The following is a 25,316-nucleotide window of genomic DNA, read 5'->3' on the forward strand; positions in this document are numbered from 1 at the left end:
CTCTCGCCCTCCCCCCCGCCCCCTCCCCCCCCCCCCCCGCCCCCCGCGCCGCCCCCGCCGCCCCCCCCCGCCCCCCCCCCCCCCCGCGACAGCGGCGATACCACCAGCGCCATGCCGAACCCCATCAGAGCCATCAGCGGGAATACCCCGATCCAGAAATTGTGGATGCCCCAATAGGCCAGCAGGGCAAGTCCGGCAAAGGCAAGAGCCACAACCAGACTGCCGCTGGCGATCGGAAAGCGAGGCCCGATGCGGTCGGACCACTGGCCGACCGGTCCGGACAACACTGCGATCAATGCCGAAAGCGGCAGGAAGATGAAACCGACCTCGGCCGCGCTCAGCCCCCATCCGGCGATCATGAGCATCGGCAGATAGAACAGATTGGCCGACAGCGCGAAATAAAGGAAGAAGGTCGCCACATTGGCGCCCGCGAACGCGCCGATTCGAAACAACGACAGCTCGATCATCGGCTCGCGCCGCCGGCGCTCGAAGACGATGAACACGACGAGCAAAACCGCACCGGCGGCAATACTCGGGCCGGACATCAGCCCCTCCCCGTCGCCGCTCATCGAGGTCAGACCGTAAGCGAGAGCTCCGAACGCCAATATGGCGAGTGCAGCGCCGCCGAGATCGAGGCCGCGCTTTTCCGCCGGCGCGTCGGCAGGGACCTTGGCCAGCAGAAGATAGACCGAGATAAGGCCGAGCGGCAGATTGATGGCGAAGATCGCCCGCCAGATGCCGTCGCCGAACGCCGACAGCACGAAGCCGCCCAGCACCGGGCCGAGCGCCGTCGTCAGTGCTGATGCTGCGGCCCAGATGCCGATCGCCCGGCCGCGTTCCTTTTTCGGATAGGCTTTGGCGATAATGGCCAGGCTGCCCGGCACCATGATGGCCGCTCCGACACCCTGGATAGCCCGAAACGCAATAAGCACCGTCGGGTTAGGCGCCAGCGCGCAGGCAAGCGAGGCGGCAATGAACAGGACGATGCCGGCGACGAAGGAGTGGCGCAGGCCGAAGCGATCGCCGGCGGCGCCGCCGACGAGAATGAGGGCTGAGAGTGTCAATGCGTAGGCATTGGAAATCCATTGTGCCTCGGCGAGGCTGGCGCCGAGGTCGACGCGGATCGCCGGCGTCGCAATGGCCAGGACCGACCCGTCGATGAAGCCGAGCGCAGAAGCCAGGATCGCGGCGATCAGCACGAACCGCCGCTGCGCCTGCGGACAGAACGTATCGGCGGGAAGTGAGCCGGTCAGGGGAACGGCGCCGGTACCGACTTTGGTTGGCGTGTGCATGCCGCCTTACCTAGATCGCCGGCGCGCCGGCGACAACCGGCCAGCACGCTGTTCTCGTTGAAACCAGGCCCAACCTGGCCACACAGGCAGGATCACGCCGCTCAGGGTGCAAACGGCAAGTGCCGTGCTAAGCTTCTCGCAGCGCTACAGGCAAGGGGGAAATACCGCATGAAACGACCGCTCGAACCCTCGGCGGAAGGACGCGGGCGCGTCGTCGGCATCACCGACGGCGTGTTCGCCATCGCGCTCACCCTGATCGTTCTCGAGATCAGGGTGCCGGCGCATGAAACGGTGCATTCCGAACGCGAGTTGATCACAGCGATCACAGCACTGGCGCCGCGCTTCCTGACCTATGCGCTCAGCTTCCTGACGCTGACCATCTTCTGGTTCGGCCAGCAGGCGCAACACGGGCTGATTGCAAAATCCGACCGGCGGCTTGCCACGCTGAACCTCTGTGTCCTCGGCTTCATCGCCTTGCTGCCGTTCTCGACCGACCTTCTCGCCGACTTCCTCGAATTCAGGACTGCGGTGCTCGTGTACTGGTTCAATCTTTTGATGCTCGGACTGACGCTGCTCGCCAGTTGGCGCTACGCGGACAAAAACGGATTTCTGGCCGAAGGTGTCGACGCGGAGACCACCCGAACGGTCTATCTGCGCATCGTCAAGGCACAGATCCTGTGGGCCGTCGGCGCTGCACTCTGCCTGATCAGCCCGTTGCTCAGCGTCGGCTTCATCCTGGTGGTGCAGCTGATCTATGCCGCAGCGCTGCGCGCGCCACTGCTGCGCAAGGTCATCGGGTGATTCGGGCGAAGGCGTTGCGCTTTAGTCGACGAACTCCACGATAACGCCGGGCGTCACGATCTTGGCAAGCTCGCGCGCGTCCCAATTGGTCAGCCGCACGCAGCCATGGCTTTCGGTCTTGCCGATCTTGGACGGATCCGGCGTGCCGTGAATGCCGTAGGTCGGCTTGTCCAGCGCAATCCAGACCGAGCCGACCGGGCCGTTCGGCCCCGGCGGGATGGTCAGGATCCTGTCGTTTTCGCCCTGCTTGAAATTGATGTTCGGGTTGTAGGTGTAGTTCGGGTCCAATGCGACACGCGACACCGCATGCGTGCCGGACGGCGACGGCGTGTCGGACGAGCCGATAGTCGCCGGATAGGCTGCGACCAGCTTGCCCGCAGCATCATAGGCGCGGACCTGCTTATTGGACTTGTCGGCGATGATGCGCGCCACCGGCGTCGCCACCAGCCTGCCGAAATTGGCGACCTTGATGATGGTGCCCGGACGATTGAAATTGGCGTCCGGATTGAGCTTGTTCAGATAGGTTTCATCCATATGGAAGCGCTCGGCCAGCGCTTCGGGTACCGACGTGTAGCCCATCCGATCGAGCTGGGCCTTTTGGCTGTAGTCCTCCGGTATCGAGGCGACATAGGGGCCGGCCGCATCCTCGGGCGTGATCGTGTAGGAGGCGAAGGCATCGCCACCGGATTGCGCCAGGGCCGCCTGGATACCGACCGCGTCGGTCGATTTCAGATTGCTGCCGGTGATTTCGTTATAGGCGGCGAGTGCCTTGTCGACATTCGAGCCGAAGCGTCCGTCGATGACGCCGGGCGATGCACCGGCACGGTCGAGCAGCACCTGCAGTGCCGCCACGTCCTCGCGGGCGCCGAGCGCAAGCGACGGGTCGACCGCCGTCTTGCCGCCAGTGCTTGGCGGCGGGGCTGTGTCTGGCGGTAAGGCCGCCTGCTCGTTCGGCACCGTCGGCTCGACCGGCTCGATCGAGGCCTCGTTGAGCGGCTGGCGCTCGATGGTGCGCGGCTTTACCGGCTGCGCTGCCTCCGGATAACCGTTGCCGTAGCCGTCATCCCGTGGCGCTTCGGGGAAGGCTTCCACCGAATTGTCGCCATAGGGGTCGTACTCGTCAGCCGGCGGTATGATGACCCTGCCCTCGTCTTCCATCTGCCTGCGGCGGAACCGCGCCGTGTCCTCAGGGTCGTCGAGATAATAGGGGTCGTCCTCGACCGGTCCCAGGTTGCGCAAGCGCTCGCGGCGCAAGGCGCGGCGGTCGAGCCTGGTCTGCGGCGGCTGGATGGCGATGACCTTGCCGGTCTCCGCATCGACGATGACGCGGTTTCCCCTGGCATCGTAGTAGATATCGAGATTGCCGTTCTGGGCTACAAGAATGCCGCCGCCATTGGCGGCACGAACCACCCGTGGCGCGGTATCCACTATTGGCGAGGCCATCGCATTCGACGCCAGCAGCCCGGCAGCAAGCGCTGAAAGGGTGAAGATGGTGCGCAACATGATGGCCAAATTCTCCGGTCCGTAATTGCCGCCGCCGGCATTGTCTCTTCAAAGCGCCGCGCGTCTTTTCGACGCGCAAAGGACGCTCTAACGCTTTAAATCTCCGCATCGTGCTTTGCGAAAATCAAAACTCGATTTCGGGCCGATGTGGTAGGCGAACCCCTTCGCCAGCAAATCAGTTGCCAACGATAAGGTTCCAATATGAACCGGGCATGAAGATGGCGGATTTCTGACCGATTAACCGGCAGCGAGCCGCAATTCCTTGCGCGCCTGCTTCGTCAGCTTCAGCACGACAAGACGGTGGCTTTCGCGCAGGTAATCCTTCAGCGCGCCATCATCCATGCTTTCGCCGGTCTGGCGCTGGATCCATTTCATGCCGCGTGAGGCAAGATAGGGCGCGGGCCGAAGGCCCGGCTGCTCCCTCAGCACGTCATAGGCGATGTCGGAGCATTTGAAGGTAACGAACGGCTCCTTGCCCTCACTCCAGCCGCCGATCGCGAAGACCTTGCCGCCGACCTTCCAGACATGGGCGCCGCCCCACTGCACGACATGGATCGTCGAAGGCAGCGAGGCGCAGAAACTATTGTAGTCGTCCAACGTCATCTGCGCCCCACCAAGTTTCAGACCATGAACCGAAGGCCGGCGTAACAAAAGGGTATGCCGGTTTTTCGGAAAGGATCATGGTCGAGATTGAAGATAGGAATTCCATCCCGATTCGATCGGGATGGAACAGGCTCTTGGCTTGAGCTCAGGCGGCCGCTTCGGTTGCCACGACTGCCGGCTTCGAGCGGAAGTTCAAGCGGTCGGACCCAGCGGTGACCTTGACGGTCGAGCCGTCGAGGATCTCGCCGAGCAGGATCTTTTCCGCCAGCGGGTCCTGCAATTCCTTCTGCATCACCCGCTTCAGCGGCCGCGCGCCATAGGCCGGGTCGTAACCCTTGGCCGCTAGCCAGTCGATCGCCTCCTGATCGAGCGAAAGCGCGATCTTGCGGTCGACAAGCAGGTTTTCCAGGCGCTTGAGCTGGATCTCGACGATACGACCCATATCCTGCCGGCGCAGCCGGTGGAACAGGATTACCTCGTCGATGCGGTTGAGGAATTCCGGCCGGAACGAAGCCCTGACGACATTCATCACCTCGTCGCGCACGACGTCGACATCCTGGTCCTCGCCGAGATTGACCAGATATTCGCCGCCGAGGTTCGATGTCATGATGATCAGCGTGTTGCGGAAATCGACCGTGCGGCCCTGCCCATCGGTCAGCCGGCCGTCGTCGAGCACCTGCAGCAGCACGTTGAAGACATCAGGATGCGCCTTCTCGATCTCGTCGAACAGCACGACCTGATAGGGCCGGCGCCGCACCGCTTCGGTCAGCGCGCCGCCTTCCTCATAGCCGACATAGCCGGGAGGCGCGCCGATCAGCCGGGCGACCGAGTGCTTCTCCATGAACTCCGACATGTCGATACGCACCATGGCGCTCTCGTCGTCGAACAGGAAGCTGGCCAGCGCCTTGGTCAATTCGGTCTTGCCGACGCCCGTCGGTCCGAGGAACATGAACGAGCCGAGCGGCCGGTTCGGGTCCTGAAGGCCGGCGCGCGCACGGCGCACGGCTTTCGACACTGCCTGCACCGCCTCGCCCTGGCCGACGACGCGCTTGCCGATCTCGTCTTCCATGCGCAACAGCTTGTCGCGCTCGCCTTCCAGCATCTTGTCGACCGGGATCCCCGTCCAGCGCGAGACGATATGGGCGACATGATCGGGGCCGACCACTTCTTCGACCATGCCGGCCTTGCCATCCCTGGCTTCGGCCTGCTTCAGCTGCTTTTCGAGTTCCGGGATCTTGCCATAGGCAAGTTCGCCGGCGCGCTGGAATTCGCCCTTGCGCTGGGCAATGGCAAGTTCGTTGCGCGCCTCGTCGAGCTGCTTCTTGAGGTCGGCGGCAAGCCCGAGCTTCTGCTTCTCGGCCTGCCATTTCGAGGTCAGCTCGGTCGATTCCTCCTCCAGGTTCGAGAGTTCCTTCTCAAGCCGGGCGAGCCGGTCCTTCGAGGCATCGTCCTTCTCGACCTTCAGCGCCTCGCGCTCGATCTTGAGCTGCATGATGCGGCGATCGATCTCGTCCAGCGCCTCGGGCTTCGAATCGACCTGCATGCGGAGCCGCGACGCGGCCTCGTCGACGAGATCGATCGCCTTGTCCGGCAGGAAGCGGTCGGCGATGTAACGGTTTGACAGTGTAGCGGCCGCGACCAGCGCCGAATCCGAGATGCGCACCTTGTGGTGCTGCTCGTATTTCTCTTTCAGGCCGCGCAGGATCGAGACGGTGTCTTCGACCGTCGGCTCATTGACGAAGACCGGCTGGAAGCGGCGGGCAAGGGCCGCATCCTTCTCGACATGCTTGCGGTACTCGTCGAGCGTGGTGGCGCCGACGCAGTGCAGTTCGCCGCGGGCGAGCGCCGGCTTCAGCAGGTTCGACGCGTCCATGGCGCCATCCGCCTTGCCGGCACCGACAAGCGTGTGCATCTCGTCGATGAACAGAATGATGCCGCCGGCGGCAGACGTGACTTCGGAAAGCACCGCCTTCAGCCGCTCCTCGAACTCGCCGCGGTATTTGGCGCCGGCGATCAGCGACCCCATGTCGAGCGCCATCAGCTGCTTGTCCTTGAGCGATTCCGGCACATCGCCATTGACGATGCGCAGCGCCAGCCCTTCGGCGATCGCCGTCTTGCCGACGCCGGGTTCGCCGATCAGCACTGGGTTGTTCTTGGTGCGGCGCGACAGCACCTGGATGGTGCGGCGGATTTCGTCGTCGCGGCCGATGACCGGATCGAGCTTGCCCGCGCGGGCGTCCGCCGTCAGGTCGCGCGCGTATTTCTTCAGCGCGTCGTAGCCCTGCTCGGCGCTCGCCGAATCGGCAGTGCGACCTTTGCGTACGTCGTTGATGACCTGGTTCAGCGCCTGCGGCGTGACACCCGCCTTGGACAGGATGTCGGCGGTCTTGGCCGATTTTTCCATGGCCAGCGCCTGCAATAGCCGTTCGACGGTAACGAAGCTGTCACTGGCCTTCTTGGCCAGTTCCTCGGCGGTCGAAAACACCTTTGCCAGCGGCTGCGCCAGATAGAGCTGGCCATTGCCGCCCTCGACCTTGGGCATTGCCTCCAGTGCCGTTTCGACGCCGAGCTTGACGTCACGGACATTGCCGCCGGCGCGCTCGATCAGCGACGCAGCCAGGCCCTCGTCGTCATCGACAAGGACCTTGAGGATATGCTCGGGGGTGAATTGCTGGTGATTGCGGGAAAGCGCCATGGTTTGCGCGGACTGGATAAAGCCGCGCACGCGCTCGGAATATTTTTCAAGATTCATGCCTGTCTCCTTCCGTCACCGGCCCGCTTCGCGGCACCGGATCAGATTGCGGTGACGGACCCGCCCGTTCGAGCCGGATCCTGTTCACGCAAGATATGGGACGCAAACCACGGACCCTCAAGACGCCTCGACACTGGCGAATGCATAATATTCCGAGCGCGCAAAACAAAAACGGCGGAGATTTCTCTCCGCCGTCCAGGGTAAAGGATGCGCTAAGATCGGCTGAACGTTTTTCCGATCAATTCTCGACGTCTGCGATCACAGCTTGACCGCCGGGGCCTTCAGCCGGCGCTGCATCGACATTGCCAGCGTCGGTATTGCCAGTCTCGGCATTGCTTGTCTCGGCACTGCTTGTCTCGGCACTGTCACGGCCGGCGTTGTCGTTGCCGCCATTTGCCGGTTCGACATCGAGCCGCGGACGGCGCGGACGCCTGGGGCGGCGTGCCGGGCTGTTTTCGGCCGCGGCTTCGTTGAGCTCGGCCTGGGCGGCGAGACCCGCTGGCGAAAGGTTTTCGAATTGCGGTGCGGGCTCGCTCACAAAGACCGGCTCAGCGGCCGGCACGGGCTCCGCCTGCGCCGGCGTCTCGTCGCGCCGTGGCTGTTCGACGCGCTGTCCACCCTGCTGCTCGCCGCGCGCGCCATACTCGCCGCGCTGGCCGTTCTGGCCGTAACCGCCATTGGGGCGACGGTCGCGGTGGCGTCCGCCATTGTTGTCGCGTCCGTCACGGTTATCGCGGCCGCCCCGATTGTCGCGGCTGTTTTCCTGGTTCAGCGCCAGCTCGGCCGGCGTGCCATCGATGACCGGCTGCGGGCCGGCCCCGTGATTGACCGCCGAACCCGACGTCTCGTTGGCATTGTTGTTGCCGGCATTGTCGAACTCGTCGCGATCCTCGTCGCCGTCATCGTCGAAATCGTCGCGATTCTGCTGGGCGTTCTGGATCGGCATCTGCGCCTGAGCGGCTGCGATGATGCGGTTATAGTGCTCTGCATGCTGGAGATAGTTTTCCGCCATCACCCGGTCGCCGGAGCTTTGCGCGTCACGGGCAAGGGTTGCGTACTTCTCGGCAATCTGCTGAGCCGATCCGCGGATCTTCACGTCCGGGCCGTTGCTCTCATAGTTACGCGTCAGGGGATTCGGCCCCTTACGATTGTTGTTGTTATTGTTGTTGCCGCCGCCGCCACTGTTGTTGCGACCGCGCATGCGCCTGTTTTGCTGTTGTGGCCTCATTAGACTCTCTTCACTTTGAAATTTTCGAAAAACTCTTCACGAACGGAGGCGCTCATACGGCCAGCCGTTTCGTTCCTTCACCGGCGTTCGCCCGCATCAATTGCGTTGGCGCCACGTGCCATCCTGTTCCGGTTACTTCACTTGCCGGACGATTCCCGCACGAAGCTTGGGCGTCGTTTGCGCAAGAAGGCAGCTATTTCCAAGGAAAACCGAATCGCTAAGAGCACTGCCTGCTTCGTCTCATCCGGTTAACGCGACCCTAGCCGCATTCCCCGGTATTGCCAAGCGCTTTTTTCGCACTGCATCACGGCTTCCACCGTTCGAACACAAGAACTCTGTCGTTTCCGCCGAGATCACGAAACACCCCGACCGAACGGTACCCGGCCGCGGAGAATATCTCCGTAACCTGTTGGTGCTGCGTATGGCCGATCTCGACCGCAATCCTGCCTTGGAGTTCCAAATACGCTGCCGCTCCCGCGGCGATCTTCCTGTAGGGGCTCAGACCATCCACGCCGCCATCGAGGGCCTGGCGTGGATCGAAACCGCGGACCTCGTCCTGCAGATTTCCAATGTCGTCTGAGGGTATATAGGGAGGGTTTGCGACAATTACATGGTACAGGCCAGAAACTTTTTCAAACCAGTCGGATTTGACCGGCGTGAACCGGCCGACGAGCCCCAATTCCCCGGCATTACGCATGGCTGTGGCCAGCGCCTCCTGCGAAATGTCAACGCCGGTGGCGGTCGCGGCCGGAACGGCGCTGAGCAGCGCCAGCGCGATGGCACCGGTACCGGTCCCTAGATCGAGGATGCGGCAGCCGCCCTCGCGTGCCGCCATTGCCTTGACGAAGGGCAGTATAGCCTCGACCAGCGTTTCGGTATCCGGCCGCGGCTCCAGCGTTTGCGGCGAAAGCGAAAGGCGCAAGCCGTAGAATTCGCGGTAGCCAAGGATCCGGTGTACCGGCTCGCCGGCGATGCGCCGCCGCAAGGCGGCTTCGATTACCGCCGTCACGTCCGTATCGACAGCGCGCCCGGGATCGGCGATGGCCTGCGTGCGACTGGTGCCGGAAAAATGCTCGACGATCAGCCTGGCATCGAGCGCCGGATCCGCGATCCCGGCTGCGGCGAGCCGGTTTCGCGCCTCCCGCAGCAGCGGCGCCAGCGTGGCGGGCAGGCTGTCAGCCATCGATGCCGATATCGGCGAGCAGCTTCGACTGGTGATCGGCTATCAGCGCGTCGATGATCTCGTCGAGTTCGCCCATCATCACCCGGTCGAGCTTATAGAGCGTCAGGTTGATACGATGATCGGTGACGCGACCCTGCGGAAAATTATAGGTGCGGATGCGTTCCGAGCGGTCGCCCGAGCCGACCTGCGACTTGCGCGATTCGGAACGTTCCTCGTCCGCCTTGCTGCGCTCGAGGTCGTAGAGCCTGGCGCGCAGGATCTGCATGGCCTTCGCCCGGTTCTGGTGCTGCGACTTTTCCGCCTGCACCACCATGATGCCGGTCGGCAGATGGGTGATGCGCACGGCCGAATCGGTGGTGTTGACGTGCTGGCCGCCGGAACCCGAGGCGCGCATCGTGTCGATGCGGATGTCTTCGGCCCTGATGTCGATGTCGACCTCTTCGGCTTCCGGCAGCACCGCGACCGTCGCCGCCGAGGTATGAATGCGTCCGCCCGCCTCGGTCGTCGGCACGCGCTGCACCCGGTGCACGCCGGATTCGAACTTCAGATGGGCAAAGACGCCCTTGCCCGAAACGGTGGCGATGATTTCCTTGTAGCCGCCGACCTCACCCTCGCTGGCCGACACCGTCTCGAAACGCCAGCCATGCGCCGCGGCATAGCGCTCGTACATGCGAAACAGGTCGCCGGCGAAAAGCGCCGCCTCGTCGCCGCCGGTGCCGGCGCGGATCTCGAGGATGGCGTTCTTGTCGTCGGCGGCATCCTTGGGCAACAGCAGGATCTGGATGTCCTTCTGCAGCGCCTCGATGCGATGCTTGACCTCCGGCAGGTCGGCCTCGGCCAAGGCGCGCATCTCGGCGTCGGTGCCCTTGTCGGCGAGCATCGCCTCCAGATCGGCCTGTTCGCGCTCGGCGGCGCGCAGCGCCCTGATCTTTGCCACCATCTCCTGGATGTCGGCATATTCGGAGGCCATCCTGACATAGGCGTCCGGCGCTGGCCCGGCCGACATCTGCGCTTCGAGCATGTCGAAACGCTTGACGACTTGATCCATACGGTCGCGGGGCAGGTTGATCATGGCGAAGTCTATAGCGGTATCGAGCGGTCATCGGCAAAGGCTTGCAGCAGCGCCCGCATCGGCAGGCCATGCGCCGGCGCCATCAGATTGTCGTCGAAGAACGCTTCCAGTTCGCTGAGCGGCAGTTCCGTCAGCATCGCCTTGACCGGGCCGATCGATGCCGGCGACATCGAGATCGAGCGATAGCCAAGGCCGATCAGCGCCATCGCCGAGATCGGCTTGCCGGCAAGTTCGCCGCACAGGGTCACCGGCGTCTGGTTGCGAGCCCCGGCATCGGCAATTTGCTTCAAAACACGCAGGAACGGCGTCGACAGCGGGTCGAAGCGGTCGGACAATTGGGTATTGCCACGGTCCACCGCCATGACGAACTGGAACAGGTCGTTCGAGCCGACCGAGACGAAATCGACCGCCTTCATCAACTCGTCGAGCTGGAACAGCAGCGACGGCACCTCCAGCATCGCCCCCACCTTAAGGCTGGTCGGCAAATGATGGGCAAAGCGCGACAAATGCCGGACCTCGCGATCGATGATCTCGCGCGCCTGCACGATCTCACCGAGTTCCGTCACCATTGGCAGCATCAGCTTCAGTTCGCGCCCGCCGCACGCCTTGAGCAGCGCGCGGATCTGGGTGCGCAGCAGGCCAGGCCGGTCGAGCGTCAGGCGGATGGCGCGCCAGCCGAGCGCCGGGTTCTCCTCCTGGATCGAGCCCTTGAAATAGGGCAGCACCTTGTCGCCGCCAATATCGATGGTGCGGAACGTCACCGGCTTGTCGCGCGCCGCCTCGAGCACGTCACGGTACAAGCGCTCCTGGGCTTCCGCGCGCGGAAAGGTCGAGGCGACCATGAATTGCAGCTCGGTGCGGAACAGGCCGATGCCGGCCGCGCCCGCTTCGGCCAGTTGCGGCAGGTCGACCGCCAGCCCGGCATTCATCAGAAGGTCGACCTGGACACCGTCCTTGGTCACCGACGGCTTCTTGCGCAGCTCGCGGTAGACCTCCTGCCGCCGCGCCCGGAAACGCACTTTCTCGGCATAGGCCGCCTCGAGGTCGGGCTGCGGGCGCAGATGGATCGCGCCTTCCTCGCCGTCGACGATGATGGCATCGCCGTTTTCCGCCATGGAAACGGCGCCCTTCATCTGGCCGGCGACCGGTATGCCCATGGCCCGCGCCACGATGACGACATGGCTGGTCGCGGCGCCGTCCTCCAGCACCAGCCCGCGCAGCTTGTCCCTGGGATAATCGAGCAGCTCCGCAGCACCCATGGAGCGGGCGACGATGATGGCGTCCTTGGGCAGCGAGGCCGCGACGTCCTCCGGTCCGCGCCCCATCAGCTGCCGCAGCAGCCGATTGGCGAGATCGTCGAAATCGCTCATCCGTTCGCGCAGATACGGATCGGTCATGTGCAGCATGCGGGCACGCATGTCGCTCTGCACCTTTTCGACCGCCGCTTCGGCCGTCAGGCCGTTGCGGATCGCCTCCTCGAGCCGGCGCACCCAGCCGCGGTCGTTGGCGAACATGCGATAGGCTTCGAGCACCTGGCGATGCTCGCCCTCGAAGGCGACGTCGCGGCGCTCCAGCATGTCGTCGATGGAGAGCCTGAGCGAGCCGAGCGACGCGTCGAGCCGCCTGACCTCTTCCTCGCTGTCCTCGTTGAAAAGATTGGTGACGACGATGCGCGGCTCGTGCAGCACCACATGGCCGAGCCCGACGCCTTCGTTGAAGGACAGGCCGGTAAAGCTTACCGGGCGGCGCAGATCGAGCTCTAGGCCGGGCCTTGTCAGCCGCTCCAGATCGCCGGTGGCGATCATCTCGGCGATCACCATCGCCGTCGTTTCCAGCGCCTCGACCTCGTCGTCGCGATAATGGCGCATGGTCTTGTTCTGCACGACCAGGACGCCGAGTGTCCGCCCTGCCCGCAGCACCGGCACGCCGAGGAAGGAATTGTATATCTCTTCCCCTGTCTCCGGCAGGTAGGCGAAGGCAGGATGCTCCTGTGCGTTGGAGAGGTTGAGCGGCCGCGCCGAGGCCGCGATCGTGCCGACCAGGCCTTGCCCCAGCCTGAGCTGCGCCAGGTGGACGGCGTTCGGGTTCAGGCCTTCGGTGGCGTAGAGTTCGAGCACCGAATCGGCGCGCAGCACATAGAGCGAGCAAACCTCGGCAACCATGTTGGAGGCGATGTCGCGCACGATTCGGTCAAGCCGCTCCTGCGGCTCCAGCGGCTCTTGCATGAGCTCGCGGAGCCGTTTCAGCAAAACGCGCGGGCCACTGGCCGAATCACGCATCGCGGCTTCTTCTCCAATAGCGTTTCAACCGGTGCAGGTTGCCCTGCACAGCGGCACAAACGCAACAACTCAATTAGAGCGCCATCGTCCAATTGGACGCATAAAGACCGCTCCAAGATTTTCGATCCGCTGCATCCTGCCTTCCGAAAATCGATTCCGATTTCGGGCCGATGCAGTCCGCTACTGCTTATCCAGACCGTACACGGAATGCAAAGTGCGAACTGCTAGTTCCGTATAGGGACCGTCGATCAGGATCGAAATCTTGATTTCGGACGTCGTGATGGCGCGGATGTTGATCGCGCGGTCGGCAAGCGCCTTGAAGGCGGTAGCGGCGACGCCGGCATGGCTGCGCATGCCGATGCCGATGACCGAGACCTTCGACATGCCGGCTTCCGACTGCACCACGTCGTAGCCGATCGTCGCCTTCAGCCGCTCGAGCACGGCGAGCGCCTTGTCGACGTCGCCGGATGGCACGGTGAAGGTCATGTCAGTGAACTTGCCGTCCTCGGAGATATTCTGGACGATCATGTCGACATTGATGTTGGCCTCGGCCAGCGGCCCGAAAATGCCGGCGGCGACGCCCGGCCGATCGCCGACGCGGCGCAACGAAATCTGCGCCTCGTCCTTGGCGTAGGCAATTCCGGTGACGACCTGCTGTTCCACGATCTCTTCCTCGTCGCAAATAAGCGTTCCCGGCGGATTAAGCAAATCCCCCATTCCTGGTGCGTCGGGATCGTCGAAGGACGACCGCACGAAAGTACGCACCCTGTGCACCATGGCAAGCTCGACCGAGCGCACCTGCAGGACCTTGGCGCCGAGCGAGGCCATTTCGAGCATTTCCTCGAACGAAATCTTGGCCAGCCGCCGCGCCTTCGGCTCGATGCGCGGATCGGTCGTATAGACCCCGTCGACGTCGGTGTAGATATCGCAGCGGTCGGCCTTGACCGCTGCCGCGATGGCGACTGCGCTGGTATCGGAGCCGCCCCGACCGAGTGTCGCGATCCGATTGTCCGGCCCGATGCCCTGGAAACCGGCAACCACCGCCACCTGGCCTTCGCCGAAGCGCTTGATCAAGAACGCGCCGTCGATGTCGAGAATGCGCGCCGCGCCATGCGCGTTGTCGGTCTTGATCGGGATCTGCCAGCCTTGCCAGGAGCGGGCATGCACGCCGATATTCTGCAGCGCGATCGCCAGCAAGCCGGCAGTGACCTGCTCGCCGGAGGCGACCACGGCGTCATATTCACGCGCATCGTGCATCGGCGAGGCCTCGCGCGTCCATTGCACGAGCTCGTTGGTCTTGCCGGCCATCGCCGAGACCACGACGGCGACCTCATGGCCGGCGTCGACCTCGCGTTTGACATGACGCGCCACATTGCGGATGCGGACGATGTCGGCGACGGACGTTCCGCCGAATTTCATCACGATGCGCGCCATAGAAGCGAAATGCCTTTGACTGGATGCCGGACCGAAGGCCGAAAAGCGGAAAAATGCGCCAAGCTGTGGCCGGGCGCTCAATGCGCGGCCTCCTTAGCCAAATGATCGCGGTTTCGCAAGGCATGCCGCCGCTGCCGGCCAGGCGACACACGAGCACAGCGTCACGCCTGCACTGCCTCTTGGCAAATGCCGCTCGCTTCAGCCCAGCTGTGCCGTGGCTCTCCACAGGCGCGGATAATCGAGGACGAAACCGAGCGGCGAGACCTCCAGTGTCTCGTGGTAGCCGAACATCGGGGCGGCATAGGCGTAATGTGCAGCATCGACGCGCTGATAGGTTTGCTCGAGGCGAACGAGCCTGAGTTCGGGAAATGTCAGATAGGCTGCCGGCGCGGGCGTCGCCGTACCGACATCGAGGGCAAAACGGCGAAGCGCCAAAAGGTTTGTGGCGGGCGTGAAGCCGAGATCGACATCGATGAGACCGTCGACTTCCGCTTGATGCTCGCCGTTCAGCGTCCATTGGCGCTCGGTCAGCCGGTCGATCCTGTAATGCAGCTCTTGCGTGCCGAGAAAGCCGTCGGCGCGCGCCGATCGTGTATGCCAATCGGCGTCGCAGTCCGCCTCGTAGGCGATGCTGCACGGCTCGCCGTCCTGGACGAAAAGCGCCTGTCCCCTGAGGTTCCACCCGGAACTCGCTTCCGACAGAAGGCAAGCGTCGTGGCCTTCCTGGTCAAGCCGGCGCCAAAGAATGGAAGCAACCGTTCGCATCATTGCGCACTCCTCCGAACCCGATGTCTCTGCTTCGTCCGCCAAAGCCTAGGCGTTTCCTTCCGGCACACCATCAACTGACACGTGCTGACACAAATGCAGCCGGCAAAAGGCCGCGCCGGAAGGCATCGCGCGCATCGCACCGCCGGCGGCGAATTTCGCGCCTTGACATTCGCAGCCTCGCGCCCGACTTCCTAGCGTCCGAGGAGACCACGCCATGCCAGAGCCCCGACGATCGACGATCGATGCCGGAGAGGTGGAACGCTTTTCCGCCCTTGCTGCCGAATGGTGGAACCCGAACGGCAAGTTCCGCCCGTTGCACAAGTTCAACCCGATCCGGCTTGCCTATATCCGCGACCAGGTGGCGGCCCGCTTCGGCCGCGATCCGCGTGCGGCACGGCCATTCGAAGGCCTGCGCTTCCTTGACATCGGCTGCGGCGGCGGGCTTTTGTGCGAGCCGATGGCGCGGCTTGGCGCCGAAGTGGTCGGCGCCGATGCCTCCGCCACCAACATCGAAGTGGCCAAGCTGCATGCGGCGGAAGTCGGCGTGAGCGTGGATTATCGCGCCACGACCGCGGAAGACCTTGCCGATGCCGGCGAAAAATTCGACGTCATCCTCAACATGGAAGTGGTCGAGCATGTCGCCAATGTCGATCTGTTCCTGGCCAAATGCGGCGAGATGGTCAAGCCTGGCGGCATCATGTTCGTCGCCACCATCAACCGCACGCTGAAGGCCCTGGGCCTGGCCATCATCGGCGCCGAATATGTGCTGCGTTGGCTGCCACGCGGCACCCACCAGTTCGGCAAGCTGGTGCGCCCCGAGGAACTGGAAAAGGCGCTTGCCGGCGCCGGCCTGACCGTCATCGACCGCACCGGCGTCACCTACAACCCGCTCGCCGACCGCTGGCAGCGCTCGAAGGACATGGACGTCAACTACATGGTGCTGGCGGAGAAGGCATCCGTTTGAAGCTTACGCCTTCTGGCCCCTATGGCCTCTGGCTTTGCGCCTTGGTGGTGATGAACACGCCGGCGGTGATGATGACGGCACCGGCCCAGGTCAGCAGTTGATAGCGCTCGCCGAGGAAGAGGGTCCCGGCAAACAGCCCGACCGCCGCCGCGACGTAGCCGATCTGGCTGAGATAGACCGGGCCGCCGACCGCTTGCAGGCGGAAGAAGAAGGCGAACATCGCCGAGGCTGATGCCACCTGTGCCGCAGCGACCAGCGGCACGCCGCCGAGCGAGCCGAATGCATTGCCGCCAAGCAGGACCAGAATGCCGGCAAACAGCATCAAGGCTGCTGCCAGATGGCTGCCGACGGCGAGCTCGATCGGGCCGGTGCCTTCGGGCCAGTCGACGGTACGGTAAATGTTGCCGGCGGCGAGGCTGACCGGGATGAGCAGGCCCATCGCAACCCAGAAAAATTCGGCCGGCTGGCCCGCTTCGCCGCGCGTCACCGCCACCATGACTGCGCCGACGAAACCGACGACTATGCCGACGATGCCCAGCATGGTCGGGCGCCTGACGCCGAGCAGCATCGAGAACACCAGCGTGACGACCGGCGACAGCGTGAACATGATGCCGCTGTAGCCGGCGCCCAGATGCGGAATGGCTGAAAACATCAGCAGATTGGGGATTGCATATGAGACGGCCGCGGTGACGAAGAAATAGCGCAGCCTGTGCGGCGTAAGCCGCATGCGCTTCCCGTTGAGCAGCAATGCGCACAAAAGCACGCCGCCGGCACCAAGCGAGATGACGAAGGCCCAGACCATGGCGGCCACGCCGGCCGCCGTCGCGATCTTGCCGAACGGCAGCGTCAGGCCGAGCAGTCCACCGGTGACAACCAGAAGGCCAAGCGCCGAGTCCCAGAGAAATTTCATCGCACCGTCCCGTCGCCCGTTCGCGGCACTTGGCCAATATCGCAAGCTGAGGTAAGATAAGCTAAAGATTCTTCACGTAAAGATACATAACGGTGAGAGACATGGATCGCGCAGCAAAAGCGATCGGGCAATGGAAAAAGGAACGGCCGGATCTCGATGTCTCGCCGATGGCCGTGCTCGGACGGTTGAACGAGGCCGCCTCGCTGATCGCACGAGAGCGGCTGGCGCCGCTGTTTGCAAGTTACGGGCTGCAATCCGGAGAATTCGATGTGCTGGCAACGCTGCGTCGTTCCGGGCCGCCATACGCGCTGACGCCGACGGCTCTCTACGAGGCGACGATGGTGACGTCGGGCGCGATGACCAACCGCCTCGACCGGCTCGAGAAATCCGGCCTGATCAAGCGCGGGCCGCACCCCGACGATCGCCGCGGCATTGTCGTGCAGCTGACTAAAAAGGGTCTGGCGTTGATCGACGAGGCGGTTACCGCTCACGTCGCCAACGAGCACCAGATACTTTCCGGCCTGATACGCCCGGAGCAGATCATGCTCGCTCGCCTGCTCGAAAAATTGATAGCGAGCCTGAACTAACCCAAACGGCAACCACTGGGACTCTGCGATCATTGCATTGGGAGTCGTAACTGCCAGAGGAGTTTGCCGATGACAGAACATGCAGTCGTGATTGCCGGAGGAGGTCCGACGGGCCTAACCCTGGCAGGCGAGTTGGCGTTGGCAGGCATCGACGTAGCCATTGTCGAACGCCGCCCGAACCAAGAGCTTGCCGGTTCGCGTGCTGGAGGTCTGAGTTCACGCACTCTCGAAGTTTTCGATCAGCGCGGCATCGCGGACCGGTTCCTCGCCGAAGGACAAATAGCCCAAGTCACGGGATTCGCGGCGATGCGTTTAGACATCAGCGATTTTCCGACCCGCCACAACTACGGGCTGGCGCTGAGACAGAAACACATTGAGCGCATTCTCGCTGGATGGGTCAGCGAGCTGGCAGTGCCGATCTATCGCGCCCGTGAATTAACGTGTTTCGTGCAGGACGACGCCGGCGTCACCATCGAACTGTCCGATGGTGCGTCGCTGCGGGCAAGCTATCTCGTCGGGTGTGATGGAGGCCGCAGTCTGGTCCGCAAAGCTGCTGGCATTGAGTTTCGAGGATGGGATGCGACGACCAGCAGCATCCTCGCCGAGGCCGAGATGGCGGAGGAGCCGCCACTGGGCATTCATCGCACCGCACTTGGCATCCATGCCTTCGGCAGGGAAGAGTACGAAATTCGTGACGGCAAGGTCGTCTTTGCCGATAAAGGTCCCATAGGCGTCATGGTCACTGAAAAGAATGTCGGCGCCACGACCGAGCCCACGCTGCGCGATCTCCGCGAAGCGCTCGTCGCCGCATGCGGAACAGATTACGGAATCCATAGCCCAACCTGGATTTCCAGGTTCACGGACATGTCGCGGCAGGCGGCGGCTTACCGCAAGGGCCGGGTTCTCCTAGCGGGCGATGCCGCCCATGTGCATTCCCCGGTGGGCGGACAAGGCCTCAATATCGGTGTGCAGGATGCGGTGAACCTCGGTTGGAAGTTGGCCCAAGTGGTGAAAGGAACATCGCCTGAACGCTTGCTCGACACTTATCACATCGAGCGGCATCCGGTTGCGGCCCGCGTGTTGCGTACGACAATGGCACAGGTCGCATTGCAACGTACTGATGATCGCACTGAAGCCTTGCGTGAAATCGTATCAGAGCTCCTTGGGATGGAGGAGCCTCGCAAACGGATCGCTGCCGAGATGTCCGGACTTGGTATCCATTACGACCTCGGCCAGGGGCATCCGCTGGTCGGCCGCCGCATTCCTGACCTCGACCTGGCCACGCCTGATGGTCCCATGCGCGTATTTGCGCTCCTCCAAAAAGCGCGGCCAGTGCTCTTGAATCTCGACGCGCCGGGCAGCCTCGACATCAAGCCGTGGTCAGACCGCATTAAGTTGGTTTACGCCAAATGGGACGATCCATGGGAGTTGCCTGCGCTAGGTTTGGTCTCCGCTCCAACCGCAGTTTTAATCCGACCCGATGGATATGTTGCTTGGGTAGGCGACAGGACGCAGGATGGTCTTCAAGACGCGATGAACACCTGGTTCGGACCACCGGGCTAAAAACCGCAAAAACCAGTTAGCTCGAATGGTCCCGAAATCAAACGGCTACGGAGGGCAAAAACTCAGATTCTGGTCGCAGAGCCTCGTTTGGGCCGGCGAACAGCTCTGATCTTGCCGCTGTTTCCGCCGCCACAGAAAAACTGGTCACCGCCATCGGATTCGAGCCCCGACACGCCTGTTCCCGGCGGCATATCGAGCTTCTCAAGGACCTTTCCCGTTTCAGGATCGATCCGTCTGACATCGCTCTCCTCGCCCTCCCAGGTGCCATGCCACAGCTCGCCGTCGACCCAGCTGACCCCGGTTACGACGCGGTTGGAAACGATGGTGCGAAGGATTGCCCCTGTCTCGGGATCGACCTGATGAATCTTTCGGCCCCGATGCTGCCCGACCCAGAGCGTTCCTTCGGCCCAGGCGAGCCCGGAATCACCGCCATTGCCAGGCGCCGGGATCGACGCCAGCACCCGGCCATTCCTCGGATCGATCTTCTGGATGCGATCCTCGGCGATCTGATAGAGGTGATGGCCGTCGAAGGCCGTTCCGGCGTGTGCCGCGACGTCGATCGAGCGCACCACTTTGCCGCTCGCCGGATCGAAGGCGTTCAATCTGTCGCCTGAGGCAAACCAGACATGCTCACCGTCGAAGGTAACGCCGTCCACGTGGTCGACACCCGGAAAGGGTCCATATTCTCGAAGGATTTCGGCTGCGGATCGTTCCATGATTCCATCCTAGTAGCCCGGCAGTGGGCCGGGGAGTAACAAGATTGTCGGGAAACCCGTCAGCGGCGGGGTCATCCAGCGACGCGCCCGTCCGCGGCCGAACGACTGCACCTTGCCGGCCTGGGCGAGCTGCTCGAGCGCTCGCTGCACGGTACGCGAACTGGCTCCAAGCGCAATCGACAGGGCCGAACTCGACCAAGACTCGCCGTCGGCGAGGAAGGCGAGCACGGCGGCATGCTCTTCTTCGACGGGTGGCGCCAGCACGACGACCTCACCTGCGCGGCGCGGGGCCAGCGCAAAGCCCCGCTTCGTCGCGCTCACATCCGCCAAGCTCCGAAGCTCCGCGCGAAGCCGCCCGACTTCGACCCGTAACCGTGCGCGATGTGATTCGTCCGCGTCCTTTCCGCGGAAAGCGCGCGCAATGAGCGTCGATCTTGCCACGTCCCCCGGCCAGGCTTCGGCCAGCGCGCGGGCCAGCGCGAACAGCACCGGGCGGGTCGCCAGCGAGACGACCGTGTCTGCGACCCGCACGACATTGCGGCATGCATCCACCACGAGCGCCCCCGACGCCAGGAGCGCTTCGACTTCGTCGAGCAGGAGGGGCCGTTCCCCGCCACGCGCGACAAGGCGTGCGGCCGGCGTGTCCAGCACCAGCGATGCGCTCTCCACCTCCGCGATCAGCGCGGGGATGCCGGACGCGCGCGCCGCCCGCGCCGCCAGGCCAAGCGCGGCGCGCGCAGGGCCGGTCCGCAAGCGGCGGATGGCGATGCCGGCGACAGCCAGCTCGTGGGCGGCCCGCGATGCCGGCGGCAGCGGCGAGGGATCGAAGCCGTCCAGCCTGCGCTCGGCTTCGTCGAGATGGCCGATCAGCAGCAGGCGCCGAACGTCGAGGTTGCGCGCATGCGCGGCGTTGACGCGGTCGCCATGCTTTTCAAGCGTCGCCCGTGCGGCGTCGAGTGCCTTGGCCGGCCAGGTAAGGTCGCGCGAGACGAGCGCGATCTCGGCCTCGGCGACGATACACCGCGCGCGGGCCACGGCCTCCCTCGGGCTGAATGCGCGCGCCGCCCTCTTGAGGAGAACCTTCGCCCGAACCAGGTCGCCAAGCTGCGCCATCGCGATACCGCGCAACGCCAGTGCCGGCGCATCGTCGCGCAGCGCAACCCGCTTCAAGGCGCCGAGCGGATCGCCCGCCGCGAGCGCATGCGCCGCCGCCGTGATCAGCGAGTCCATCGGAATCCCGTCACACTTGTCACTCCCACGGCTTCGACATCCGGCGCTAAGTCCATCTCACTAACCAGTCGTATCGACAACGGTGACTGTAGCCAACCTGAGTTGCGGCGCGCCAACCTTGAGTCGCGGCTAGATTGTGCACTAGCTCGAACGCAACGATAAGCACTAGGAGAGACGCAATGAAGATCGAAGGTTCAACCATCCTGGTGACTGGAGCCAATCGGGGCATCGGTCGGGCACTGGTCGAGGAAGCCCTGAGCAGAGGCGTAAAGCGCGTCTATGCCGCAACCCGCCAAGCCATGGCCCACCCGGACCGGCGTGTGACGTCCCTGACCATGGATGTGACCAACGCTGCGCAGATCCGGGAGGCGGTCGAGAAGATCGATGCCCTCGATATCCTCATCAACAACGCCGGCGTATCGCCCTTCGATGACCTCAGCGACCGTCGTGTGCTCGAACAACAGCTCGCCGTAAACCTCTTCGGCTCGTACGACGTTACCCAGGCTCTGCTGCCGTTGCTGGCCCGGTCGCGGGGAGCCATCGTCAACATTCTGTCGCTGGCCTCGATTGCCGCCGTGCCGTTCAGTCCGGCTTACTCGATCTCGAAGGCGGCCTCGTTCTCGCTGTCGCAGTCGTTGCGCACCCTTTTGGCCGGACGGGGTGTCAGCGTCCACAGGGTCCTTCCCGGCCCGGTCGACACGGACATGACACGGGGCCTGGACATTGCGAAGGCCTCTGCGGAGTCTGTCGCGCGGGCAATCCTGAACGGCGTGGAGAACGGCGAAGAGGAAATCTTCCCCGATCCCATGTCGGAATCCCTGGCGGAGGGCTGGCGCAGCAGTGCAGTCAAGGCGCTTGAACGCCAGTTTGCAGCCTATGCGGAAGCAAGCCCGTCAAGTGAAGCAAGCCCGTCAGGCAGTGGGCATGAAAGAAGCAGCGAAACGATTGCCCGCGAGCCCCATCCTTGCTGCTCGGCCTGAAACTGTAGACGCCTGTGCGGGGGTGGCGGCATCGCCGCCCTTCGGCGCCGCCCCGACCTTCACGGCGCTGCCTGGCGAAGAGATGCCTCGCTATGTCTGGAGCAGGTTGACGGATCAGTTGCGGTCGTCGGGGAAGCTTGGAATCGGCAAGAACTCGACGCCGTCTTCGGCCAGGCTCTTGGCCTCGTCCAGCGTCGCCTCGCCATAGATGCCGCGCGGATCGCTTTCACCGAAATGGATCTTGCGCGCTTCCTCGGCGAATTTGTCGCCGACATAGTCGGCATTCTCGCGCACCTTGTCGGCCATGGCCTTGAGCTGCGCCAGCGCCTGCTTCTGCGCCTCGCCCATGGCCAGCGCGATGCTTTCGCGCTTGCGCCCGGTGGAGACGGCAGGCGCCATCAGCGCCTTCTCGACCTTGTGCGAGCCGCAGGCCGGGCAATCGACGAAACCGCGCCTCTTCTGGGTGTCGAAATCGTCGTTGCTGCGGAACCAGGCTTCGAATTCGTGCTCGTGCTCGCAGAGCAGGGAAAAGCGGATCAAGAGGCGGCACCCCTGAGACGCGGCGCCTCCGCCGAACCGGCGTTTACGGCAAAATCGCGTGCGTTTTTGAGATTCGGTATCTTCTTGCGCGCAGCGACTGACTGCGCCGGGTCGATCTCGGCGACGATCACCGCCGGCTCGTCATGGGCGGCTTCGGCGACGATGCGGCCCCAGGGATCGACGATCAGCGAATGGCCATAGGTTTCGCGGCCGTCCTCGTGCACGCCGCCTTGCGCGGCGGCAACCACATAGGCGCCGTTCTCGATGGCACGCGCCCTGAGCAGCACGTGCCAGTGCGCTTCGCCGGTCTGGCGGGTGAAGGCTGCGGGCACCGAGAGCAGATCGGCGCCGGCCAGCGCCTCGGCACGGAACAGCTGCGGAAAGCGTAGATCGTAGCAGACGGCAAAGCCTAGCTTCGCGCCCTCGATTTCGGTGACGACAGCCTCGGTGCCCGGCTTATAAGCGGCGGATTCGCGCCAGCTCTCGCCATTGTCGAGATCGACGTCGAACATGTGGATCTTGTCATAGACGGCAAGGATTGCGCCGTCCGGCCCGAACAAAAGCGCGCGGTTGGCGAGCTTGCCGTCGACGCGCAGAATGGCGGTCGAGCCGATATGCAGGAAGATGCCGAGCTCCTTGGCCAGCCGCCGCGACGTCGAGACGACGATGTCCTTGTCCTCGGAGGTGAAGGAAGCGGCCCGTGCCTGGCTGTCGCGGATCAGCGCGCCGGTCATTTCCGGCGTCTGGATATAGGTCGCGCCAAGGCCTGCCGCCTCGCGCACCAGCCGTTCCAGATCGACCGCATTGCGCTCCGGGCTGGTTCCCGAACGCATCTGGATCGCCGCCGCCTTGAAACCACCCATCGTCATGTCCTTATCTGGCCGAGCCGTTGGCGAGCAATTTGTCCAGCCGTCCTTCCGCCTCCAATTCGTGGAGATCGTCAGAGCCGCCGACATGCGTGTCGCCGATGAATATCTGCGGAAAGGTGGAACGGCCGTGAGCGCGGGAGATCATCTCCTGGCGCAGCTCCGGCGAGAACGAGGCGTCGTGCTCGGTGTAGGTCACACCCTTCCTGTCGAGCAGCCGCTTGGCCGCGGTGCAATAGCCGCACATCATCCGCGTGTAGATCGTCACATCGACCATCGGTCAGCAATCCTGCCTCGTTCCTAGGCTATATAGGCGCCGATTCGTCGGCCCGAAAGTCCCCCGGCAGCACACGCGCAAAGGTCAGTACGTCGACCGCGCCGGCACCGCCCTTCTTCAACGCCTTGGCGACCGCGCGGACGGTGGCGCCGGTGGTGTAGACATCGTCGATCAGCAGCACCCGGCGGCCGGCGATTTCGATCTCCGCCTCATCAGGCACTTTGAATGCGGCGCGAACATTTTCCTCGCGTTCCCGCCGCTCAAGCCCGACCTGCTGGCGCGTGAGTTTGACGCGCCTGATGGCTGATGGCGCGAAAGGCCGCTCCCCGAGCTGCGCCACCGCCCGCGCCAGTTCCGCCGACTGGTTGAACTGCCGTCGGAAGAAACGCCGCCAGTGCAGCGGCACCGGCACGACCACGTCGGCCTCGGCGATGAGCTCGGCACCGGCGCGAAGCATCCAGCGCGCCATCCACGGCGCCAGATCGGTGCGGTCCTGGTATTTCAGCCCTTGCACCATCTGGCGGGCAACGCCGGAATAGGCGACCGCCGCCCGCGCGCGCTCGAACGGCGGCGGGTCGGCTATCGCCTCCGCCGACAGGAAACCCTCACCCATATTGTGGGTGAACGGCGTGCCCATCACCGGGCACCACGGCCGTTCCAGCAGCCTGAGTTTCGGCCAGCAGGCGCCGCACAACACGCCGGGCTGCGAGACATGGCGGCGGCAGCCGGCACAGACCGGCGGGAACAAGAGGCGCGCTGGCCAGCCCAATGCCTTGCGGGCAATGCTCTTGATCGCACTACGCTTGATCTCTGGCATGGGATCGGCCACGTGGTTGGTCCTCCGCATCACTATATCAGAGAGCGAAGCACAAGGACCTGCCCATTGCAGCCTGTAATTGACACCTCGCTCTGGCTGGCGCGCAAGCGCCGGGCACTGGCCCGCCCCATCGCCGGCGCGGATTTCCTCATGCGGCGGGCGGCCGAGGATCTTGCCGACCGGCTCGGCGCCGTCGAACGCAGGTTCGGCAAGGCGGCCTCGTTGTTTTGCCAGACGCCGGCTGCAGCAGAGGTGCTCGCCGAAAGCGGCAAGGTGACGGAAAACGTGCGCGTCGAGGCCGACGCCGCTTTCCTGGGTGGCCAGCCAGGACTGTTGGCGCCGTTGGAAACCGTGCCATTCGAGCCGGAAAGCCTCGACCTCGCAGTGTCGCTGCTGTCGCTGCAGGCGATGAACGACATTCCCGGCATGCTGGTGCAGGTCCGCCGGGCGCTGAAGCCGGACGGGCTTTTCCTTGGCGCCTTCGCCGGCACAGGCACGCTCTCCGAACTGCGCGAAAGCCTGCTTGCCGCCGAGACCGAGCTCTATGGCGGCGCCAGCCCGCGTGTGATCCCGTTCACCGACGTCCGCGACGCCGGCGCACTGCTGCAGCGCGCCGGCCTGGCACTGCCGGTTGCCGACGTCGAGACGATCACGGTGCGCTACGATTCGCTATTTGGCCTGGTCGCCGACCTGCGCGCTATGGGCGAGACCAGCGCGCTTGTCGACCGCAGCAGGCGGCCGGGCACGCGAGCGCTGTTCGCGCGCGCCGCCGAAATCTATGCGGAGCGGTTTTCGGATGCCGATGGCCGCGTCAGGGCGAGTTTCTCGGTGGTCTGGATGTCAGGCTGGGCGCCCGATGCCTCTCAGCAAAAGCCGCTGAAGCCGGGCTCCGCAAAAATATCGCTGAAGACAATCCTGGAAAACCCCGGCGGCCCCTGAGCGGATCCTTGC

At 64.1% G+C, this 25,316-nt stretch carries 23 protein-coding genes; 6 read left to right on the forward strand and 17 right to left on the reverse strand.

Annotated elements, in window-relative coordinates; all coding sequences use genetic code 11:
- On the reverse strand, positions 1–1,292 hold a 1,292-nt coding region (locus NKJ32_RS11995), incomplete at its 3' end, for an MFS transporter (protein ID WP_352827637.1).
- A 168-nt stretch (positions 1,293–1,460) separates the two neighbouring features.
- On the opposite strand from NKJ32_RS11995, the gene NKJ32_RS12000 reads away from it, so the two are divergent.
- Entirely contained in the window at positions 1,461–2,093 is a 633-nt protein-coding gene (locus NKJ32_RS12000) for a TMEM175 family protein (protein ID WP_352646607.1), read from the forward strand.
- A 21-nt stretch (positions 2,094–2,114) separates the two neighbouring features.
- On the opposite strand, the gene NKJ32_RS12005 is transcribed toward NKJ32_RS12000, so the two are convergent.
- The 9 genes from NKJ32_RS12005 to NKJ32_RS12045 all read right to left on the reverse strand — a co-directional run bounded on the left by NKJ32_RS12005 (position 2,115) and on the right by NKJ32_RS12045 (position 14,915).
- On the reverse strand, positions 2,115–3,596 hold the full coding sequence (locus tag NKJ32_RS12005) for a L,D-transpeptidase family protein (RefSeq protein WP_352577123.1): 1,482 nt from the start codon (positions 3,594–3,596) through the stop codon (positions 2,115–2,117).
- A 237-nt stretch (positions 3,597–3,833) separates the two neighbouring features.
- A complete protein-coding gene (locus NKJ32_RS12010; RefSeq protein ID WP_352646609.1) occupies positions 3,834–4,199 on the reverse strand; it encodes an MmcQ/YjbR family DNA-binding protein in 366 nt (121 codons plus the stop codon).
- 145 nt (positions 4,200–4,344) lie between these two features.
- Entirely contained in the window at positions 4,345–6,951 is a 2,607-nt protein-coding gene (clpB, locus tag NKJ32_RS12015) for an ATP-dependent chaperone ClpB (protein WP_352646612.1), read from the reverse strand.
- A 238-nt stretch (positions 6,952–7,189) separates the two neighbouring features.
- Positions 7,190–8,152 carry a DUF4167 domain-containing protein gene (locus NKJ32_RS12020; RefSeq protein WP_352570513.1) on the reverse strand — a complete coding sequence of 321 codons (963 nt, stop codon included), beginning with the start codon at positions 8,150–8,152 and terminating at the stop codon, positions 7,190–7,192.
- Between the two features lie 331 nt (positions 8,153–8,483).
- A complete protein-coding gene (gene prmC, locus NKJ32_RS12025) occupies positions 8,484–9,362 on the reverse strand; it encodes a peptide chain release factor N(5)-glutamine methyltransferase (protein ID WP_352621700.1) in 879 nt (292 codons plus the stop codon).
- Positions 9,355–10,434 carry a peptide chain release factor 1 gene (gene prfA, locus NKJ32_RS12030; RefSeq protein WP_352633855.1) on the reverse strand — a complete coding sequence of 360 codons (1,080 nt, stop codon included), beginning with the start codon at positions 10,432–10,434 and terminating at the stop codon, positions 9,355–9,357. Before prfA ends, prmC begins: the two co-directional genes overlap by 8 nt.
- Before the next feature lie 8 nt (positions 10,435–10,442).
- Positions 10,443–12,713, reverse strand: a complete 2,271-nt coding sequence (gene ptsP, locus NKJ32_RS12035; protein ID WP_352621697.1) for a phosphoenolpyruvate--protein phosphotransferase — start codon at positions 12,711–12,713, stop codon at positions 10,443–10,445.
- A 180-nt stretch (positions 12,714–12,893) separates the two neighbouring features.
- A complete protein-coding gene (locus NKJ32_RS12040; RefSeq protein ID WP_352634310.1) occupies positions 12,894–14,147 on the reverse strand; it encodes an aspartate kinase in 1,254 nt (417 codons plus the stop codon).
- A 198-nt stretch (positions 14,148–14,345) separates the two neighbouring features.
- Positions 14,346–14,915: a putative glycolipid-binding domain-containing protein gene (locus tag NKJ32_RS12045; RefSeq protein ID WP_352577137.1), complete on the reverse strand. Its 570-nt coding sequence runs from the start codon at positions 14,913–14,915 to the stop codon at positions 14,346–14,348.
- 214 nt (positions 14,916–15,129) lie between these two features.
- On the opposite strand from NKJ32_RS12045, the gene ubiG reads away from it, so the two are divergent.
- Positions 15,130–15,879, forward strand: coding sequence for a bifunctional 2-polyprenyl-6-hydroxyphenol methylase/3-demethylubiquinol 3-O-methyltransferase UbiG (ubiG, locus tag NKJ32_RS12050; RefSeq protein ID WP_023675148.1), 750 nt, complete (start codon positions 15,130–15,132; stop codon positions 15,877–15,879).
- Positions 15,880–15,898: 19 nt separating this feature from the next.
- On the opposite strand, the gene NKJ32_RS12055 is transcribed toward ubiG, so the two are convergent.
- On the reverse strand, positions 15,899–16,789 hold the full coding sequence (locus NKJ32_RS12055; protein ID WP_352503215.1) for a DMT family transporter: 891 nt from the start codon (positions 16,787–16,789) through the stop codon (positions 15,899–15,901).
- Positions 16,790–16,890: 101 nt separating this feature from the next.
- Between NKJ32_RS12055 and NKJ32_RS12060 the strand changes: the two genes are divergently transcribed.
- Positions 16,891–17,376, forward strand: coding sequence for a MarR family winged helix-turn-helix transcriptional regulator (locus NKJ32_RS12060; RefSeq protein WP_352542481.1), 486 nt, complete (start codon positions 16,891–16,893; stop codon positions 17,374–17,376).
- 69 nt (positions 17,377–17,445) lie between these two features.
- Positions 17,446–18,939, forward strand: coding sequence for an FAD-dependent monooxygenase (locus NKJ32_RS12065; protein ID WP_023675145.1), 1,494 nt, complete (start codon positions 17,446–17,448; stop codon positions 18,937–18,939).
- Between the two features lie 62 nt (positions 18,940–19,001).
- On the opposite strand, the gene NKJ32_RS12070 is transcribed toward NKJ32_RS12065, so the two are convergent.
- Together NKJ32_RS12070 and NKJ32_RS12075 are read right to left on the reverse strand one after the other, a co-directional pair.
- Positions 19,002–19,655 (reverse strand): Vgb family protein, encoded by a 654-nt coding sequence (locus NKJ32_RS12070; protein ID WP_352621693.1) that lies wholly within the window; start codon positions 19,653–19,655, stop codon positions 19,002–19,004.
- 9 nt (positions 19,656–19,664) lie between these two features.
- Positions 19,665–20,885, reverse strand: coding sequence for a winged helix-turn-helix domain-containing protein (locus tag NKJ32_RS12075; protein WP_352621692.1), 1,221 nt, complete (start codon positions 20,883–20,885; stop codon positions 19,665–19,667).
- Positions 20,886–21,064: 179 nt separating this feature from the next.
- Between NKJ32_RS12075 and NKJ32_RS12080 the strand changes: the two genes are divergently transcribed.
- Positions 21,065–21,865 (forward strand): SDR family NAD(P)-dependent oxidoreductase, encoded by an 801-nt coding sequence (locus NKJ32_RS12080; RefSeq protein WP_352696733.1) that lies wholly within the window; start codon positions 21,065–21,067, stop codon positions 21,863–21,865.
- Positions 21,866–21,979: 114 nt separating this feature from the next.
- Here the strand turns inward: NKJ32_RS12080 and NKJ32_RS12085 are convergent, their stop codons facing one another.
- From NKJ32_RS12085 to NKJ32_RS12100, 4 genes are read right to left on the reverse strand one after another with little or no spacing between them, the layout of a single operon-like run.
- On the reverse strand, positions 21,980–22,405 hold the full coding sequence (locus NKJ32_RS12085) for a DUF1178 family protein (protein ID WP_352696735.1): 426 nt from the start codon (positions 22,403–22,405) through the stop codon (positions 21,980–21,982).
- Positions 22,402–23,268: a carbon-nitrogen hydrolase family protein gene (locus NKJ32_RS12090; protein ID WP_352696737.1), complete on the reverse strand. Its 867-nt coding sequence runs from the start codon at positions 23,266–23,268 to the stop codon at positions 22,402–22,404. Before NKJ32_RS12090 ends, NKJ32_RS12085 begins: the two co-directional genes overlap by 4 nt.
- Positions 23,269–23,278: 10 nt before the next feature.
- Positions 23,279–23,548 (reverse strand): glutaredoxin 3, encoded by a 270-nt coding sequence (gene grxC, locus NKJ32_RS12095; protein WP_352491813.1) that lies wholly within the window; start codon positions 23,546–23,548, stop codon positions 23,279–23,281.
- Between the two features lie 28 nt (positions 23,549–23,576).
- Positions 23,577–24,377: a ComF family protein gene (locus tag NKJ32_RS12100; protein ID WP_352570523.1), complete on the reverse strand. Its 801-nt coding sequence runs from the start codon at positions 24,375–24,377 to the stop codon at positions 23,577–23,579.
- Positions 24,378–24,431: 54 nt separating this feature from the next.
- On the opposite strand from NKJ32_RS12100, the gene NKJ32_RS12105 reads away from it, so the two are divergent.
- Positions 24,432–25,304: a methyltransferase domain-containing protein gene (locus tag NKJ32_RS12105; protein WP_352577157.1), complete on the forward strand. Its 873-nt coding sequence runs from the start codon at positions 24,432–24,434 to the stop codon at positions 25,302–25,304.
- Positions 25,305–25,316 lie beyond the last annotated feature (12 nt).

This window comes from Mesorhizobium sp. M0159, from assembly GCF_040322295.1.
GTDB lineage: Bacteria > Pseudomonadota > Alphaproteobacteria > Rhizobiales > Rhizobiaceae > Mesorhizobium.